The following is a 17374-nucleotide window of genomic DNA, read 5'->3' as shown; positions in this document are numbered from 1 at the left end:
TTATGAAAAAAATTCTCGGAGGAATGGCTTTTGGCATCGTGATTCATCTGATGTTGGGAGATATTGCTTATGTAAAGCGCAAGTTTCTGAGGATTTTTGGATTTATATTATCTTTTTGCGGCGGAAGATGGGGTGATGTTTTTGGTGCATTGCTTGTATTATTTTTGCTTTTGTTCTTTCCGCAAAATCTGGTTGCGTCAACGCAGAATAGATCGATTCCAATAAATGCAAAGACGCTGCAGAATGATTTGCCTGGCGTTGCTAGGTTCATTCGTGATGAGAATAATGTAAGCATTATAGAATTTTCGGGAGATTATGATAGGGGGCTTTATGCTCCTCGTAAGACGATTGGAAAAGAGTTTCTTCGCGCGCATGCCGATGTTTATGATTTCTTGGTGGTATTTACAAGTTTTGAATTTCCTACAATCTCAAGTGATGGAGTAGATGCGCGAGCTTTCTATAATGATGTCCGCAATGATGTTGAGGGTATTGGCCTAGAGGTATTTGATAATTCTCGTTCATTTGGTAGCGAGGGGGTTTTGCAGGGCTATTTGGATATGGCAGCCATTACTCGCATGTCTGCCTCCATGTCAAATCCAAACTATGATTCAATGCTGTCCACGTTTGCCCATGAGGTACAGCACCGTTGGGGGTCGTATGTCAGATTTCGCGACTGGAATGGGAAAGTAAGCGAAGCCCTACTTGGTGAGAGTGGCTCCCACTGGAGTTACCCCTTGGATTCGCAAGGGTCCGTCATGTATGGGGCAAATTGGCGAGATAATGGTGATGGTTCATTCACCAATACGGAAATTAGGAGTATTTATAGTCCGCTAGATCTTTATCTGGCTGGAATGATCGATAAGTCGAGGGTTCCCCCTTTTGTTTTTGTCGAAGCGGCTAATATTGATGCGACAGCTTTGCCGCCGCCAGTTGGTACAACTATTCGCGGAATAAAACGCACCGTTACTGTTGATGATATCATTTCTGTCGAAGGACATCGTATACCAAGTGCAGATGCATCGCAGAAATCTTTCCGTTTTGCGTTCATCTATCTTGTTCGACCTGGCGAAGCAATTGACCCGGCGCAAGTTAATGTTGTAGCCCAAGCGCGTCGGCAAGTCGGTTTGCGTTATAACGCATTGACTCATGGGATGGGGAATGCTAATGTATTTTCAGAGCCAACGCATACGGCAAAACCGGGCTTCCCTATCACCATCTTGCCGCCAGGTACGCCTGACGCTGCAAATCCAGGGAATAATGCAGCCGGTCTTGCTTGGCTGAAAATACAGCAGAAGCCTGATGGTTCTTTCATGGATGCCGCAGGACTCGCTCCCCGGGATACGCTCCTCGCTCGCTCCTACCTCCGCACAGCCGATCCTGTATATAGCGGATTAAATTCCGCTCGACTCTGGCTTGCCAGCCAAGAGGCAAGAAACACCGATTTTCTTGCTAGGAAGTTAATCGAGAGCACAGCCTCTGAACGCAGCGTTGACGATGTTTCCATGTTGCTGGGGGGGCGTAATCCTGACGGTGGCTGGGGCCTGGGTGATGGTTTGCGAAGCAACCCTCTCGATACGGCACTTGCCCTACAGGCGTTGCGCAAGGTCAATGCCGATGGAATCCTCCTCAAACCTGCGATGGACATCTTGCTTTCGTGGCAAAACGCCGATGGAGGTTGGGGGAATGCGCCAAATAGTCCTAGTCGAGTGACTGTTACATCGCAATCGCTCAAGGCATTGGCCGGCCTTGTTGACGGGAATCCAGATCTTGTGAAATCACGGCGTTTTCTTAAGGAACATCAAAATACTGACGGGGGGTTCGGGGATGGCGTCAGTTCAATTCATGATACCGCCAATGTGGTATTGGCAATGTCCGAGGCTGGATTCAGGTCGGATATCAATATCGCGACTGCGGAGCGCTTCGTTGCCGAAAGTCAGCGCCTAGACGGGAGTTGGCAGGGGAGCGTCTACAGTACGGTTCTGGCTTTGCAGTTGCTGGGCAATGCATCTTCCACAAATCTTGCTATTGAGAGCCTTCGGGCTTTTCCTCTGCAGGTTTTCGACGGACAAAGGGTGACCCTTTCGGCGAAGGTCATCAATTTGGGAACGATTCAATCCATACCGAGCACCGTGCGCTTCTTCGATGGTGATCCTGCCGCTGGAGGCATACCTATTGGCGAGCCTGTGGCAATTCCAGCGTTGGTAAGCGGCGACAGCAAAACGGTTCAAGTCATCTGGAATACCACTTCTCGGGCCGGACCACATACGGTATTTGCCGTCGTGGACCTTGAACAAGCCATCGCTGATTTGAATCGGCAGGACAACATCACATCGCTGCAGTTGATGGTGCAAGATGCCAATCAACTTGCCGACCTGCTGGTAGCGGACGGTGATGTGTGGGCAACACCATCGACGATATCAACGCTCCCCACAAATATCCAGATCAGCGCACTCGTCAGCAATGCCGGCGTTGCGGCCGTGAGCAACGCGAAAGCTGTCTTGTGGCGTGGTACCGGGGAATCTCGGATCCGGGTTGCCGATGCTGTTTTCGATGTGGCGGGACGCGCAACAACCGGACTGCAATTCCAGACCATGCTTTCCGAGGCCGGTGCTACGGTCTATACCGTTGAGCTGGATCCCGAAGGGCTTGTTAATGAGGCCACTCGATCCAACAACAGCGCTTCCGTTACGCTCAGGACTACGGGTGGCGTTTCACTGTCAGTAAACAAGTCGGACATCACTATATCTCCGGAGAAGCCGCGTCCGGGGGCTGATGTGGCATTTACCGTGCGGTTGCTCAACGCCGGTACATTGGATTCGACGTCCTTCAATGTTCGCTACAGCATTCGCTCCCAGTCGGGCACGATCCCCATGCTGACCAATGTGGTGCAGATCGCTGCGGGGGCAGCCGCCGAACAGCAGATTGCGTGGCGGGCAGGGCAGGGCGGAAGCTATAGCTTCGTCGTGGAGATGGACCCTGAAAAGAAGAGTGGTGACGAAAACACTGCTGATAACGTCGCGATAGTGGATTTCGACGTAGCTGCCACATCCGGCTTGAACTTGGCAGTGAGCTACAAAGACCTGAGTTTTGCGCCTACCCCAGCGCTGGAAGGCTATAACGTCGCAGTTAGCGCTGTTGTGCGTAATGTGGGCGATATCCCTTCATCCAGCTTCAATGTCCAGTTCCATGACGGAGATCCAGAGGCCGGAGGTGTATCTATCGGCGTGGCTCGCATCACTGCCGTGCCGCCAGACGGCGAGGCAACCGCGACTGTCAACTGGGAAGTTCCGACGGCCGCGGAACGTCTTGTTTTCGTATCGGTAGATCCGGAACATGTCCAAACCGGTGAAATAACGCTGGAAGACAATATTACATTTAAGAATATAAAGGTACTAACCTTACCGGATTTCGCTATTTCCCAAGGAGCCATTACCCTCACGCCATCCATACCCAAGCCCGGTGAGGTCTCCACCTTGTCCGTAGTGGTTTCCAATCTGGGCGAGCAGGCCGCGAGTAATGTCGTGGTGAGTGCATTCATTGGTGGGGACGATAGCGGAGTTAAGTTGGCACCTGACGTAGTGCTGCCCTCAGTAGAAGGCAAGGCCAATTCCATCGCACATTTTGAATTCAATGCTCCTGCCAGCTCGGGCCTCGGTTTCATCACGGTAGTGGTGAACCCCTCATTTACTGTCAAGGAACGTATTCGCACCAACAACAGCGCGAAAATTCCCTTCGGAACGCAGGAGGGAAACTTTGCTCTTTCCGAGGCCTATATTTCTCCGAATGGCGATGGAGTCAAAGACAGTACGGTCTTAAGCTACCGGCTGCCGGCAGCCATGCCGGTGAGCATTCAGGTACGAGATGCATCCGGCAGATTAGTGCGTACCACCGCGTTGAAAGCCTCCGAATCTTCTGGTTCATGGCAATGGGATGGCCTAGACGATGATGGCAGGCTTGTGCAGGACGGAAGATACGATTTGACCGTGCGGAATATGGACGGCGTAATCATGGGGGGTGATTCGGTGGAGGTGGACACCAACCGTAGCTCGCTGTTGTCTGCGATAGGTTCTTCGTACGGTACTAATACCCGTCTGACATGTAACTTTCCTTCGGCTTCGCGAGCTACATCGATTCCGGACGGCGCAGGTTTCTATATTGATGTTCCCACCGCACGGGATGTTTGGGAAGACTTGCCTGCGGGCATCTATCGAATCGATGATTGGGGACGGGGATTGCGGAAAGTATTGGGTGGCTTGCTGGAGCGGGCTGACAGCGATGTGCCTTCAAGGTGGGATTCTTTTGTCACGAATAACCAGGGTACGCATATCGTAGCGTACAACCGGGAAAAGCACCAGCTCGTATCTGCGGGGGGCGAAGGTGAGGAAAGAAGAGTTATTTACAATAAGCACATTCAAATGCTTGCAGGACTAGCCAATGAAGATAAAGAAGTCATTGTTACTGCCGATGATGGTGGCTTGAATGCAATAAATATCACGACCGGCGCTCAGCGTGATCTAGGGGTGTCCAGCGTTAATGGTGTGCAGATATCTTCGGATGGAAGTAGGCTTATTGCCAAATCTGCTGATGATGGTGACGTGCTCATCGATCTGATCGATGGGAATCGCAAAATTTTGGATGGTGAATATTATTGGACGCCCAGTGGTGATTTTTTGGTTGCCAATCTGCATAATAAATTTATTCTGCTTGATAAGGCTGGTAATGCCTATAGGGAAATTGAAATTCCGTTCCAGAGTGGAAACGAAGCTTGGGCAGATGACTCCTCCGAGCTTTATGTTCCCATGGTGCAAGAATGTCGTGGAGGCGGTGACATATTCAGGGAATGTCCTGTCGTTATCCGGCGCATTGATATCCGGTCGGGGCGTTTTGTCGATCTCACTGCATTCATGCACAAGATCGAGCCGAATGGCGATAGGCTTTATGTTGACTTGACGGCTATTCCCGGGCGAAATGAAGTGCTTGCCCATAGTTATCCAATATCCATAGAGCATAGATATGCTGAAAGAAAAAAATCCAAGGCGGCTGCATTTGATGATGATAATTCCGACTACCGTGTAATTGGTCTCAGAGATCCTGTTGAAGTGACGGGGGTATTATTTGGCGATGCACCTCCGACTATAAGAGTTGGGTCTGCTCTAGAACATGCATGGAATGAAAGTGACTTCATTGAATATGGGCGGGGATTGATCTATAGAACCTCATTAAGTTCTGTAGACGGCTCTTCCTGTGGTGTGGATGATACGTCCTACCGTGAGGATGCTTACGTTTTCCGTTCGTTGGCTAACCTCCAAATCGATCTGGTGCTGTCTCGTAGAGCAGATGGCAACTCGGTAAAAGTACATGGTGGTGTGGCCGATAAAAATTTCGCACGATATTGGTTGGAGTATGCGAGTGATGACGCTCCAGACGTCTGGCACCCTATCCTCGCTGCTGAATCAACTGCCGTCTGGAACAAAGATCTCACTACTTGGGCTGCGCCAGGCGTGGGAAGGTATGCCCTCCGCATGACAGCGGAAGATCTAGCTGGCAATAAGAAGCAGAAGCTTCGGAGGATCACTATCGCCGAGGCGGGGCCACCAATTACGAATATTCTTCGGGAGCCAGCCTATATCTCGCCTAATGGTGATGGCAGCAACGATGAGATGAGGTTGAGCTACAGAGTGCTGGAACCTGTTCATTTGGAATTCAGCATCTTTAATCGGCAAGGCGTTTTGGTGCGGACGATCTCTCGTGATCACCCCGTTGGAGCTATCGATGCAAATATCCTGTGGGACGGTAGAGATAATAATGGTCAGATTGTTGTGGACGGAGAATATAGAATAAATGTTGTTGGTTTTGACTTTTTTGTGACTGTCGACAATGCGGTTCCTATAATCCATGCATTGAGTAATTCTGAGCCGTTTAGTGTTGTTGATGGGTCAATGATCCGTACTACGGTTCTGCGAGGATCCGTCAGCGATGTTAATTTCAAATCAGTGCAATTGGAGATCGGTGATGGAGTTTCTCCATCAAAATGGCGATCTTATAGAACGTCCTTGAGCGTTATCGATAGTGAAAACAAGATAAATAAGGAATTTTCTGTTTACCTTCCGCTTGTGGATTATGTGGATAGGCGGTTCAGGCTGGTTGTGGTTGACCTCGCTGGCAATCGTACGGTACAGCAATTTGAACCGTCATTGGAGGATGCTAAAATTCTCCTTATCGGGCAAATCATGGCGAATGATTTGCCTGATGGGGAAATTCATCCGAATCCTGGGGAGAGTCTTCGCATTCTTTATAACTCAAAAGCAAAGCAGCTGCGACCTGCTGCAGGCATTGCATTGGTGTTTGCGGAGACATTGAATGACCCCATTGTTTCTGTTTCCATTCAGTTTAATGAGCTGGCTCTCGCGGAAAAAGGGGAATGGCTGGAGCAGCCCAATGTTCAGGTTTATCCCATCTATGATGGGATGGGTATCCATTATTTGAATAATGCGGAAAAACAGATTCCCCACGTCGAGACTGTAGAGAATTCTGTCCTGGATGAGAGTGGCGCTATTCCACAGAATTATGGGATGGTCGCGTTCTTTAATAAAAATATTTCTGTGGAGCAAGGTGTGAGCATCCGGCTTAAACTTGTTGGCCGGAGTGGTTTGCAATATCTTACGGATGCAGTTGCTGTTTATGATAATAATTATATAGGTTTTAAGAGGGGGTTCGCTAGTGTCGGATCACTTGAGGGCGTTTTGGTTCTGAAAACAGCTGGTATCGCGCGTTCTCTTGAGGTATTTGCATCTAGTGATGATGATCCTAATTTTTCGATTGAGCGCAAGATACATAGTCAATCATTAAACTCTGTTGTTCCTCCTTCTGAGTTTTATTTCTCTCGTGAGGGGCGATATGTTTCTTGCGCGAGATATAAATTGCGTGCAGAAGTTGTTCTGGAAGATAATCGCAGAAAAATCGAGACCACCATGGTGGCGCTAGGCTGCGGTGGAGTTCAATTCAAGGTTCGCCCAAATTTCACGGCTTGTGATGAGCCTGCCATGCACCAATGGCATGTATTCGCAACTCCAGAGCCTGGAGATGCAGGACGCGTGCCGCTAGTGACATTCGAGGTTTATGTGGAGAGGCCTGATGGTGGTCGTCAGTTGATCTTTAATGTGGTTGATCCAAAATATCAGGACTATGAATTCACGTTTGAACACGGATCATTTCCTGAAGGTGATGTTACGCTGCTCGGGATAACTACAGACCGGGATGGGGTGCAGCGCAGCAGCCGTCTTGCAGTTCCCATCGACCATACGCCTGCGTCGCTGAGAATTACCTATCCGCAAGAGAATCAGCGTGTTTGCGGAATTCCTGAGTCGCATAGGGGAGGAGCCGGTGTAGGAGAGGCTTTCGCCAACGTGCTGCGGCCGATTTCTGAAATCGAGGACGCCGCAGGTTTCGATTACGAATTGAATTTCGAACTACCTGACGGTGATCAGTCTTGGCAGCCTGTGGAGGGCCGTCTGCCGAGTATTTATGGACCTGATCCTACGGATCCACCGGATTGGAACGATAGCCAGCTTCCCTACGAGAAAAGAGAATTTCTTCGGAGTTCCAAGGGGAAAAAAGATCGTTCTTACATGACAGGACGGCGCATAGCTGGAGAGCTAGGGCCAATTGTCAATATTTCGGGCCCTGTCGCAGCCCGGGTGGTGGTATATGATTGGTCTGGAGCGCGCTCTTGCCGGCAGGTCAATTTCTACCTTGATGGTACCGTTGATGTCGATGCACCGAGTGTCGATATGCGGCTTTTCTCGCCCGGCACGACCAGCAGCTTGAGTAGCGTATCGCTGGCGATAAATCCGATGGAACCGGTAAGTGTGACCGTGGATGTCCGCCGTGTCGTTGTGGTAAATGATCAGCGCTCTCTCGCGGATGGCATCATTCGCCGAATCGTCAACAAATTGCCCGTGCTGGCAGGCCAGAGGGAGATCGTTTGGGACGGTAAGGATGACGCTGGTCATTACGTGCTCGATGGTGAATACACTTTCGATATCAGCTATGAGGATGGCTGCGGCAACAAGAAAGTACCCAGAGCCGGTCCCGTTCTCGATACTGTCCGCCGCAGCTTGATCGTCCAGGTGGACAGGACGCCGCCTGATTTGCAAATCAATAAGCCAGCGGCCGGGAATGTTACCAGTTCGTTCCTGGATGTTATTGGCAGCATCAAGGATAAAAACCTGCTGCAATGGGTTCTTGAATACAGCACTGACAAGGAGCCAGACATTTGGACCATCATTGCATCCAGAACCAAGGCGGTCGATCTGCAAAAGCTTGCAGTGCTCGATGCCACTATGCCAAGAGGCACCATCACGTTGCGTTTGAGGGCAAGCGATAAGGTTGAGTTGAGTTCAGAGGCTGTACGCGTGCTTCGGACCCAGGATCCCATTGCGTTGATTCGCAAGTTCGAAGCATCTCCCTACCCGTTCTCACCGAATGGTGATGGCCGACTGGACACCTCGCGGATTGTTTATGACGTATTCCAACCCGTAGAAATGAATCTAACCATCAAGCGAGGCGGTGTCGTGGTGCGAAAACTCCTGTCGCAGGTCTTTACAACGCCGGGCGAGCGTACTGTTATGTGGGATGGCAAGAATTCGGCCCTTGTCCCTGCATTGGATGGTGAATATATCCTGGAAATCAAGGCAATATCCAGTGCTGATCCGACCAATATTCAAACAGAAGAGACCTCGGTGTTGCTGGATACCACTGCACCGCAGTTCACTCTGAAGTCTGAATTGCGCCCGTTCCTGCCTGGCAACGCAGCGTTCATAGGTTCTATCGCGGACCTGACGCTGAACAGCTATCAAGTCTATATCGTTGGCCCATTGCCAGGTACGAAGCAATTGCTGCTTGCGGAAGGATCACAAACCTTCGCGAATACAATGCTGGGGAGCCTGGATCAGCTTGGGTTGGATGATGCGCGATATCGGATTCGCGTGGTTGCGAACGATGAAGCCGAGAATTACACCGATTTTCAATCGACCGAGTTCGAGATCGATTCGAAAGCACCTGTAGTTTCGTTCTCGAACCCAGTGTCGGGAACTTTCGTCAGCCGAGCCAGGCCGGCCGACATCAGCGGCGCCGCCGATGACATTAATCTTCTCAGTGTGGAGTTGGCGATCAAGGATCAGCGTGTCCTTGCGGCGCCTGTGGCGTCATCTCCCACCGCTGTGTTGTTCCCCTTCGACGGCTCGACTGTTCCGGATGGTATTTATCCGACACAGTTGATCGGAACGGACAGGTCAGGCAATGTCGGTGTGGCTAATACATCGATCAATGTCGACAACACCCCGCCAACGGCAGTCATCACGGTACCAGCAGCCAATGCTGCTATTGGAACCAGGATTGCGGTGATTGGAACTGCCAGCGATGTCAACATGGAAAGTTGGAAACTTGAGATCGGTAGCGGAGTGGGACAGAGCCTGGATGGCTTGACCGTCATCAATAGGGGAACAGGTGGGATACAGAATCGCGAATTGGGTTCGTTGATCGGTCTGCCCCCGGATGGCCCCGCCACATTGCGGCTCACTGTACTCGACAAAGGTGGCAATACGTCGATCTTCGACGTGCCATTGCAAATCGACACGACGCCTCCGAATGCGCCCGTTCTGTCCGGGCGGCGTGAGCAACGCAGCGATGCGCGGTTGAACTGGACGGCGACAAACGAGTCCAGCCGCATCAGTGGCTACAACCTCTACCGGAACGATATCCGGGTCAACGCCGCACCGCTTTCCGGAATGGAATATCTGGACGTGCGGTTGCTCGATGGAAGTTACGCCTACGCGGTTGCCGCGCTATCGCATAGCGGTCTGGAGAGTCCACGCTCCAATACCGTCACCATCAATATCAATGAGCGCGGGCCGACCGCGCAAATCACCAAACCTACGCACCATACGTCAGTGAGTGGAGTGGTGTCCATTGAGGGCAGTGCCTTCGCATCGATGAATTTCCGTGCATACGAGGTTGCAGTCGGGGCAGGAGAGACGCCGACCACCTGGACCGTCCTGCGGACATCGGCACTTCCAATCCAGGGTGGAGTGTTGTCGAACTGGTCTACCGTGGGCCTCCCGGAGGGGGCAATCTACAGCATTCGGCTTACGGCGGAAGACATCCAGGGAGGAGTTTCTACCGCCGTAGTGGTAGTTTCCATTGACAATCTGGCTCCCGCGAAACCCATGGGTTTGCAGGCGCAGCTTTCCGGCTCCAGCGACGTGGTTTTGAACTGGATTGCCAACACGGAATCGGATCTCGCCGGTTATCTACTCTACCGTGACGGACAACTGGTGAACCAGATTGATCTGAATGACAACTCTATCCGGCCCTATCTGCTTAACGCGGCGACCTATCTGGACAAAGCACTCCCGGACGGTACGTTCGTCTATACCGTGGTCGCTGTCGATCAGGCGGAAAACCAGAGTAGCCGCTCCGATCCCGCTAGCGTGCTGGTGGACAATCGCACACCGCAAGCGACGATCATTCAACCTGTCGACGGGGCAAACGTCGATGGTGTGGTGTACGTGCGAGCAGTCAGTCCGGACAAGGATATTGCCAGCGTTCGCTTCGAGTACAAGCCGGCATCCGCTTCCACTTGGACCCCTATCGGCACCAGTAATAAGACACCCTACAGCACCAATTGGGATACCAATGGGTTGGCCGATGGCGGTTATCAGCTTCGCGCGGTGGCCACGGATTTGGCTGGCCATACCGACCCGGTGCCACCCACCATTGCGGTGACCCGGAAAAACCTTCAGCGGCCATTGGCGCCTTCCGAATTGACCGCGCTGGTTGATGGTGGGACCGTGACCCTGAATTGGACTGCCAGCGGCAGCAGCAACGTGCGCGGCTACCACGTGCAGCGCTCGGACGCGGCGAATGCGGATTCCAGCTCGATCCGCTTGACTTCTACGATGATAGCCAGCACGACCTTTGTGGATATAGATCGGCCTGATGGCAACTATCGGTACCAGGTGCTGTCGGTCAACAGCGATGACAACGAGTCGGATCCGTCCTCTCCAGCCGTCGCAGTGGTTTATTCGGTCTATTTGAAGCAACCGTACACGCCGGTGGCATCTGTTTCTTCTCCATTGAAGGGCAACTCTCCAAATGCCACGGATGCAGTTGCGATAACGGTCGTTCCAGAGAGCGGAGCCACGGTTTCTCAGTCGGCTGTTCCCGACGCCAGTGGTGAATTCAGCAGCGATGCCGTGCCGCTGGAAAAGGGCGGTAACGGAATATCGGCCCGGCAAACCGATCCGCAAGGCAATCACAGCAAAGTCGCGAGTGTGCGTGTAGCGCGAGGCGATCTGCCTGCACCGCCTGATCATGTCACTGCCGCAGCCTCTGGCAGTGCGTATCTGGTCACCTGGACCCCGAGCAGCAGCACGGATCTTGCCGGATATGTGGTTCAGATCGACGGTAAACCAATGCCAATGCCGTTCAACTTTGTCGATGCCACGGCAAGTTCGAGCGCGGGCGGGTATGCCAGTGCAGATCGAGCGATTGATTCGTACGATTACACATATTGGCAGCCGGCATACAAAGATACGCATGCGAGTATTGAGTTGCGAGCTGCTGGCAAGGAGCTCATTACAGAGTTATCGATCCTCTGGAATTCGTATGTGTATCAGAGCCCAATGCGTTTCAGCATCGAAGCCTGGGATGGATTCGTATGGGTACCGCTGAAGGAGGAGCAAGCGAATTCTGAGAACAGCTTGCAGCTGCTGCTGGATCCGCCTTATTACACCGATCGCATTCGCATTTCCATCGGAACAAGTGAGTATCGCTACCAGGCTCCGACGATCAGCAATGTGAAAGGCAAGTCACTGCCGGTTGTCGTGGGCACTTCGCAGAACATGTCCGTTGGCGATGGCATTCACACGGTCTCTGTGCGGGCCCTGAGTACCCTTGGTCTGTTGGGTACTGCGGCCAGTTCCAGTCCGAGTGGCATTGGTGACTACACGCCCCCTCCGCCTGTGGAGGCCAGCGTCAGCGTGAGCGGCGCGCGAGCGACGGTGAGCTGGAGTGAAAGCGAGGCTCCTGATGTGGAGAAGTATGAAGTTCTGCGTGATGGTGCCGTCATCGCCTCGGTGCTTGCCAGCGAACCGCGAGAGCATGTGGATGGTCCATTGACCAACGGCCTGTACACCTACACCGTCAGGCCCATCGATCGGTCCGGCAACGTGGGGCAACTCTCGAACGATGCAGTCGCATCCATTGCCTCGGCTGTGCCTGGCGCTCCTTTGCAATTGACGCTGGAAGTACCGCCGGCAGGGGGAGAACTTCGCTTGCATTGGGCGCCGCCAACTTCCGGCGGGACGGCGGCTTCCTATGCCCTCTATCGGGCCGAAGCTGTGGGCGGGCCCTACGTCTTGCTGGACGAGACGGGGTTCGAGGTGCTGACGTATGCGGATGCCACGGTCATCAATGGAATTCGCTATTACTATGTGGTGCGTGCGCGTGACGTAGTTGGCAATGAGGGGGCATCGTCTAACGAGGTCAGTGGAGTGGCGCTTGACCGGGTTGCTCCCCTGGCGCCGGCCATCTTCTATCCGACCGACAGTGACCATCCTTTGTCCGTCGATCACAACAGTACGTCGGTTCGTGCGTTTGCCGAACCGGGCGCGCAGGTTACGCTGAGCCGGGATGGCACCACCTTGTCCATGGCCACGGCCCTGGCGGCGACTCAATCCATCCCCGTCGCCAGCGTCTACAGAAACTGGGTGAAAGCCCCGCATGGGGACCGGTTCGCATACCTGTCAGACGGCGCGCTGGTCATTAAACGATTGGTGGTGGGCCTCGACGGAAGCATTTCTCCCACGATCGAGCGGGTCGTTCCTCAAATCGATGGATGGTCATCGCTGGCTTGGTCGCCAGACGCCGAGCAGATCGCACTGTCCAACGGCTACGACAGTATCAAGATCGTCAGGGTGGGAGATGGCAGCGTCTCCGATCGCGTCTCTGACGCACCTATTGATACGCTGGCTTGGCACGCCGATGGAAAGCGGCTGATTGCCACGGCCCACTATGGGGCGGAACTGTTGGAGATTCAAGCCGACTCCGGTGCGAGCCGCTCCATCGCCACGGCGTCCCACGAATTTTCCGCATACGCGGCTTCTCCTGGCGGGCAACATGTTGCCATCGTTGATGGCAGCGAACTCAAAGTGCTGTCACTGAGTGATGGCACTTCGAGCCCGGTTATGGCGCCCGATCTTGTTTCCCAAGGACCGCTGGCATGGACACCGGACGGGAAGTCCCTGTATTTCGCAGGCCGCGATTCCGCCTCATGGGACAGACAGGTCTATCGCGTAAAGATAGGAGACGGCCCGCCCATTGCAGTAACGTCCGAGGCCAATGGCGTGGATGACTATGCAATCTCGCCTGCAGGAGCGCTGGCGTTTATTTCCGGAGATCAATTGCATGTCTGGGATGGAACCAACACGGTTGCGATAGAGGGTGCTATCGGTTTATCTGCCTACCGGCTTCAGTGGGCAAAATCCGGTGTGCTCTTCATCGAAGGGGGGGGCAGCATCACGTCCAACCTGCTCCCAGGAACAACCATATTTCCGCCTGTGCAGTTGAAGGCCGGAGAGAACCTGCTTTCCGCGCATGCCTTCGACGCTGCAGGCAATGTCGGGCCGAAGTCGAAAGCCATCAGCGTGACCTATAGCACGCAGCAGAACGCTAAGCCCGACTTCTCCGTGCAGGCAGCGGATCTCTCGGTGGTGCCTCAGGTTCCCAAGGTCGGAGTGCCAGCGCGTATCACGCTGGTTGTCAACAACCAGGGCGCGGCCGATGCTCCGGCCGTGGGCGTTCGCATGCTCGCGATTGCGCCCGGCGGAACACGCATCGAACTGCTGAACACCCGCTCGGCGGCAATCGCAGCCGGCGGCAGCCAGGTCTTCAGGGCCGATACAGCGTTCGCTGCCGTTGGGGATTGGCAACTGAGTGTTGCCGTGGACGCAGCTGACGAGGTGGATGAAGTCTCGGAAGACAACAACTTCCTTGCTCTGCCCGTACATGTTGTCGATGCGGATGCTGCCCGGACTGTGGCTGTCAGCCTCGACAAGGCCACGTACCCGGTCGGCGCCACCCTGAGCGCAAGCGCGATGCTTTTCAACGGGCAGGCCGATATTGCGGGACAGCTCAACCTCAGCATCGAAGACGAGCAAGGCTACAGCGTGGCCACGCTGCCGGTGCAAAACCAGCCGCTGCTGCCTTATGGGCAAAGCCGTACCGTGGATTTCAGCTGGACTGTTCCGGCCATTTTCGATGCCCCCTACAAGGTGCGGGCCGTCTGGACCCATGGCAACACTGTGCTGGCCCAGTCCACAGCGGCATTCCTGGTGCAACCCCATGTGCAGGTCAGTGCCAAGGTCAGCAGTGACAGCTCTTCTTATGCGTTGGGGAACATGGCGCGCATCGTCGCGCAGATCGACCCGGCGGGAACCTCTCCAACCACCAGCACGATGCAAGCCTCCATTCAGGTGCGCAATGCAGGGGGGAACTCCGTGCTGGAAACGACGGACACCGTCGGGCTGCTCTCACCCGCACAACTGGCCAAGACGCTGGACACCCGTGGCCTGGCCCTGGGCACCTATTCGGTTGAGTTGAGTGGCAAGGTAGGGGGGCAAGACGTCGCGCATGCCAGCACCGCATTTGACATCGTCGCGGCAGCCAGCCCGGTTGCCGCATTGGCGGGCGACATCGTGCTGGACCGCTCCAGTACGCCCTACACGGGGGATATCTCCGGCACGGTCATTCTGACCAACATTGGCGAGACCGATCTGGGCAGCTTCGAGTACGAGGTGGACGTGATCGACCCTCGTTCCGGCACAGTATTGGCTCGCTGGGTGAACGACGTCGCCTCCCTGGCGCGTGGTACCGAAACGCGCGCGACCTTCAGCTTCCCCGCTGTGGGCATGCCCATCGGCACGCTGTGGATCCAGTTGCGCACCTCGCTTGTGCTCAAGCGCATCGCCGCCAAGAGCGGTTTGAACCCCAACCTGCTCAGGCAACGGGAAATCGCCCTGTTCGAACTGGATCCACCGACGGTGGTCATCAAGCAGCCTGTGGAGGGTGCCTATCTGCGTGCCGCGCAATCGGTACTCGCCGCTGCGACCGACCTGCTGTCTGGCGTGCGCCAGGTTGAATTCCAGGTCAATGGCGGCGCTTGGCGGAGCACGGCGTTGGCCGACCCCGTCAGCTCCAACTATGCAGGTGTCCTGCCGCAACTGTCCGATGGCATGCACAGGATCGCGGTGCGTGCCACCGACAAATCCGGCAATGTGTCCCAGCCCGTACACAGCAATTTTGTCGTGGACAGCGTGGCCCCGGTCATCACCGTAACCGGCGTTGCCGAAGCTGCCTATACGAATGCCGTGACCCCCGTCGTTGCCGTGACCGACCAGAACCTGTCCGTCACCCAGATCCGCCTTAACGGCTCACCCTATGTGTCTGGCACCCAGATCAGCCAGACCGGGGCCTATGTACTGCAAGTGGACGCCATCGACTTGGCTGGCAACACCGCCAGCCAAATGGTCCGTTTCAGCATTGCAGCGAATTCCGCCGACACCACGCCTCCTGTGATCGACATCAAAACGCCGCTGGCAGGAGCCTACCTACGGCGCGGCACCGGTGGGCTGACCGCCACGGTCGTGGATGCAGAGTCCGCCATCGCAGCCGCAGAGTTCGGCATTGACGGTGGGGTATTCGCCCCGATGGCTATCGATGCCAGCCAAAACATTGCCAACCTGTACGCAGCCTCGCTGGATACGCTGGCGGATGGTGCGTACAGTGTCGTAGTGCGTGCCCGTGACACCCAGGGCAATGAAGCCAGCACCAGCGCGCGCAGCTTCACGGTTGACAACACGCCGCCCGTGATCACCATCACAGGCGTCACGGCAGGGCAATACAGTGCAGCAGTCACTCCCGTCATCACTGTGACGGATGCCGCACTGCTCGGCAGCTCGGCCACCCTCAACGGCGCTGTCTATGCCAGCGGTACGCCCATTTCCATCAATGGCGACTACACCTTGAGCGTCAGTGCCGTGGACAAGGCCGGCAATACTGCAACAGCCACGCTCCAGTTCTCCATGCGTCTGCCCATGGTCGATGACACGCCACCTGCCGTCTTCATCGAGCAGCCCATCGAGGGGGCGCACATTCGCCGTGGCGCATTGTTGGCAGTCTCCGCCACAGACACCGGCTCAGGGGTCGCAGGGGTTGAGCAAAAACTCGATGCCCAGCCGCAATGGGCAGGGATGGGCGTTTCTGCCACCACCGGCAAATACACCCTGGAGGTGGGCAACCTGCCTGATGGCTTGCATGCCGCATCCGTGCGTGCCACCGACAACGCGGGCAACACTTCCGACGTGCAAGTGCGCCACTTCACGGTGGACAACACCGCCCCCAGCGTTCAAGTCAGCGGCATTGCCAACGATGGCAAATACCCAGGCTCGGCCAGCGCTGCCATCGCCATCAGCGACCTCCACCTGAGCAGCAGTTCCAGCACGCTCAATGGCAGCCCTTACGTCTCTGGCAGCCCCATCGCCGCGCCGGGCCTCTACACGTTGACTGTCGCTGCACGCGATATCGCGGGCAATGAAACCATCGTGTCCGTCACATTCGAGGTGACCTCCGCGGGTGCCAATGGGCCGTCGGTCGCCATCACGGAGCCGTCAGCCAACGCCATCGTCAAGTCTGGCGTACTCCTCGTCGCTTCCGTCCAGCCCTTCGGCAATGTCGCCCGTCTGGAAATGGCTATTGGTGCCAGCACCATCTACACCAGCATGCAGCCGCGTGGCAGCGGCGTTTATGACATACCTGTCCCCCATCAGGCCGATGGCCCCGTCACGCTGCGGGTTCGTGCGGTCGATCTCGGCGGCGTCAGCCATCCCGCTGTGGCGCATGTCCTTACCATGGACAACACACCGCCAGTCATCGACCAGCTCAGTGTGCTCAATGGCGGGCGCTATCCGATAGGGCATGTCATTGCCTTCCAGGTCACTGACGCGCATTTGCAGAGTGTCGTGAGTACCCTCGATGGGCAGCCCTTCAGCCCGGGCCAGCGCGTGAGCAGCACTGGGGAGCACCAATTGCACATCACCGCACGCGACCAGGCCGGCAACGAAACGCAGCAGATCCTTGCCTTTGTGGCCACCGCTGCCTTGCAGGAACCAGCGCAAATTCCTCTGTGGCCCATGAACAAGGCTGCGCTCGCCTTGATGTACCTGGCCATCGTCCTCGTTGCCCGCGCCATCTACGGAAAAACACAAACAAGATGATGTTTCAAGTTCCTCTCCGCATACGCGCCACGCAATGGTTT

1 protein-coding gene is annotated in these 17374 nt (G+C 55.0%); it reads left to right on the top strand.

Annotated features, from left to right (window positions below; all coding sequences use genetic code 11):
* The first annotated feature begins 2 nt into the window (after positions 1-2).
* Positions 3-17333, top strand: coding sequence for an Ig-like domain repeat protein (locus tag YS110_04380; protein ID UJB64054.1), 17331 nt, complete (start codon positions 3-5; stop codon positions 17331-17333).
* Positions 17334-17374: the final 41 nt, after the last annotated feature.

The organism is Acidovorax sp. YS12 (assembly GCA_021496925.1).
In the GTDB taxonomy this organism is placed as follows: domain Bacteria; phylum Pseudomonadota; class Gammaproteobacteria; order Burkholderiales; family Burkholderiaceae_C; genus Paenacidovorax.
The sequence above is the reverse complement of the archived record's forward strand: the minus strand, read 5'-3'. Positions and strand labels throughout refer to the sequence as shown.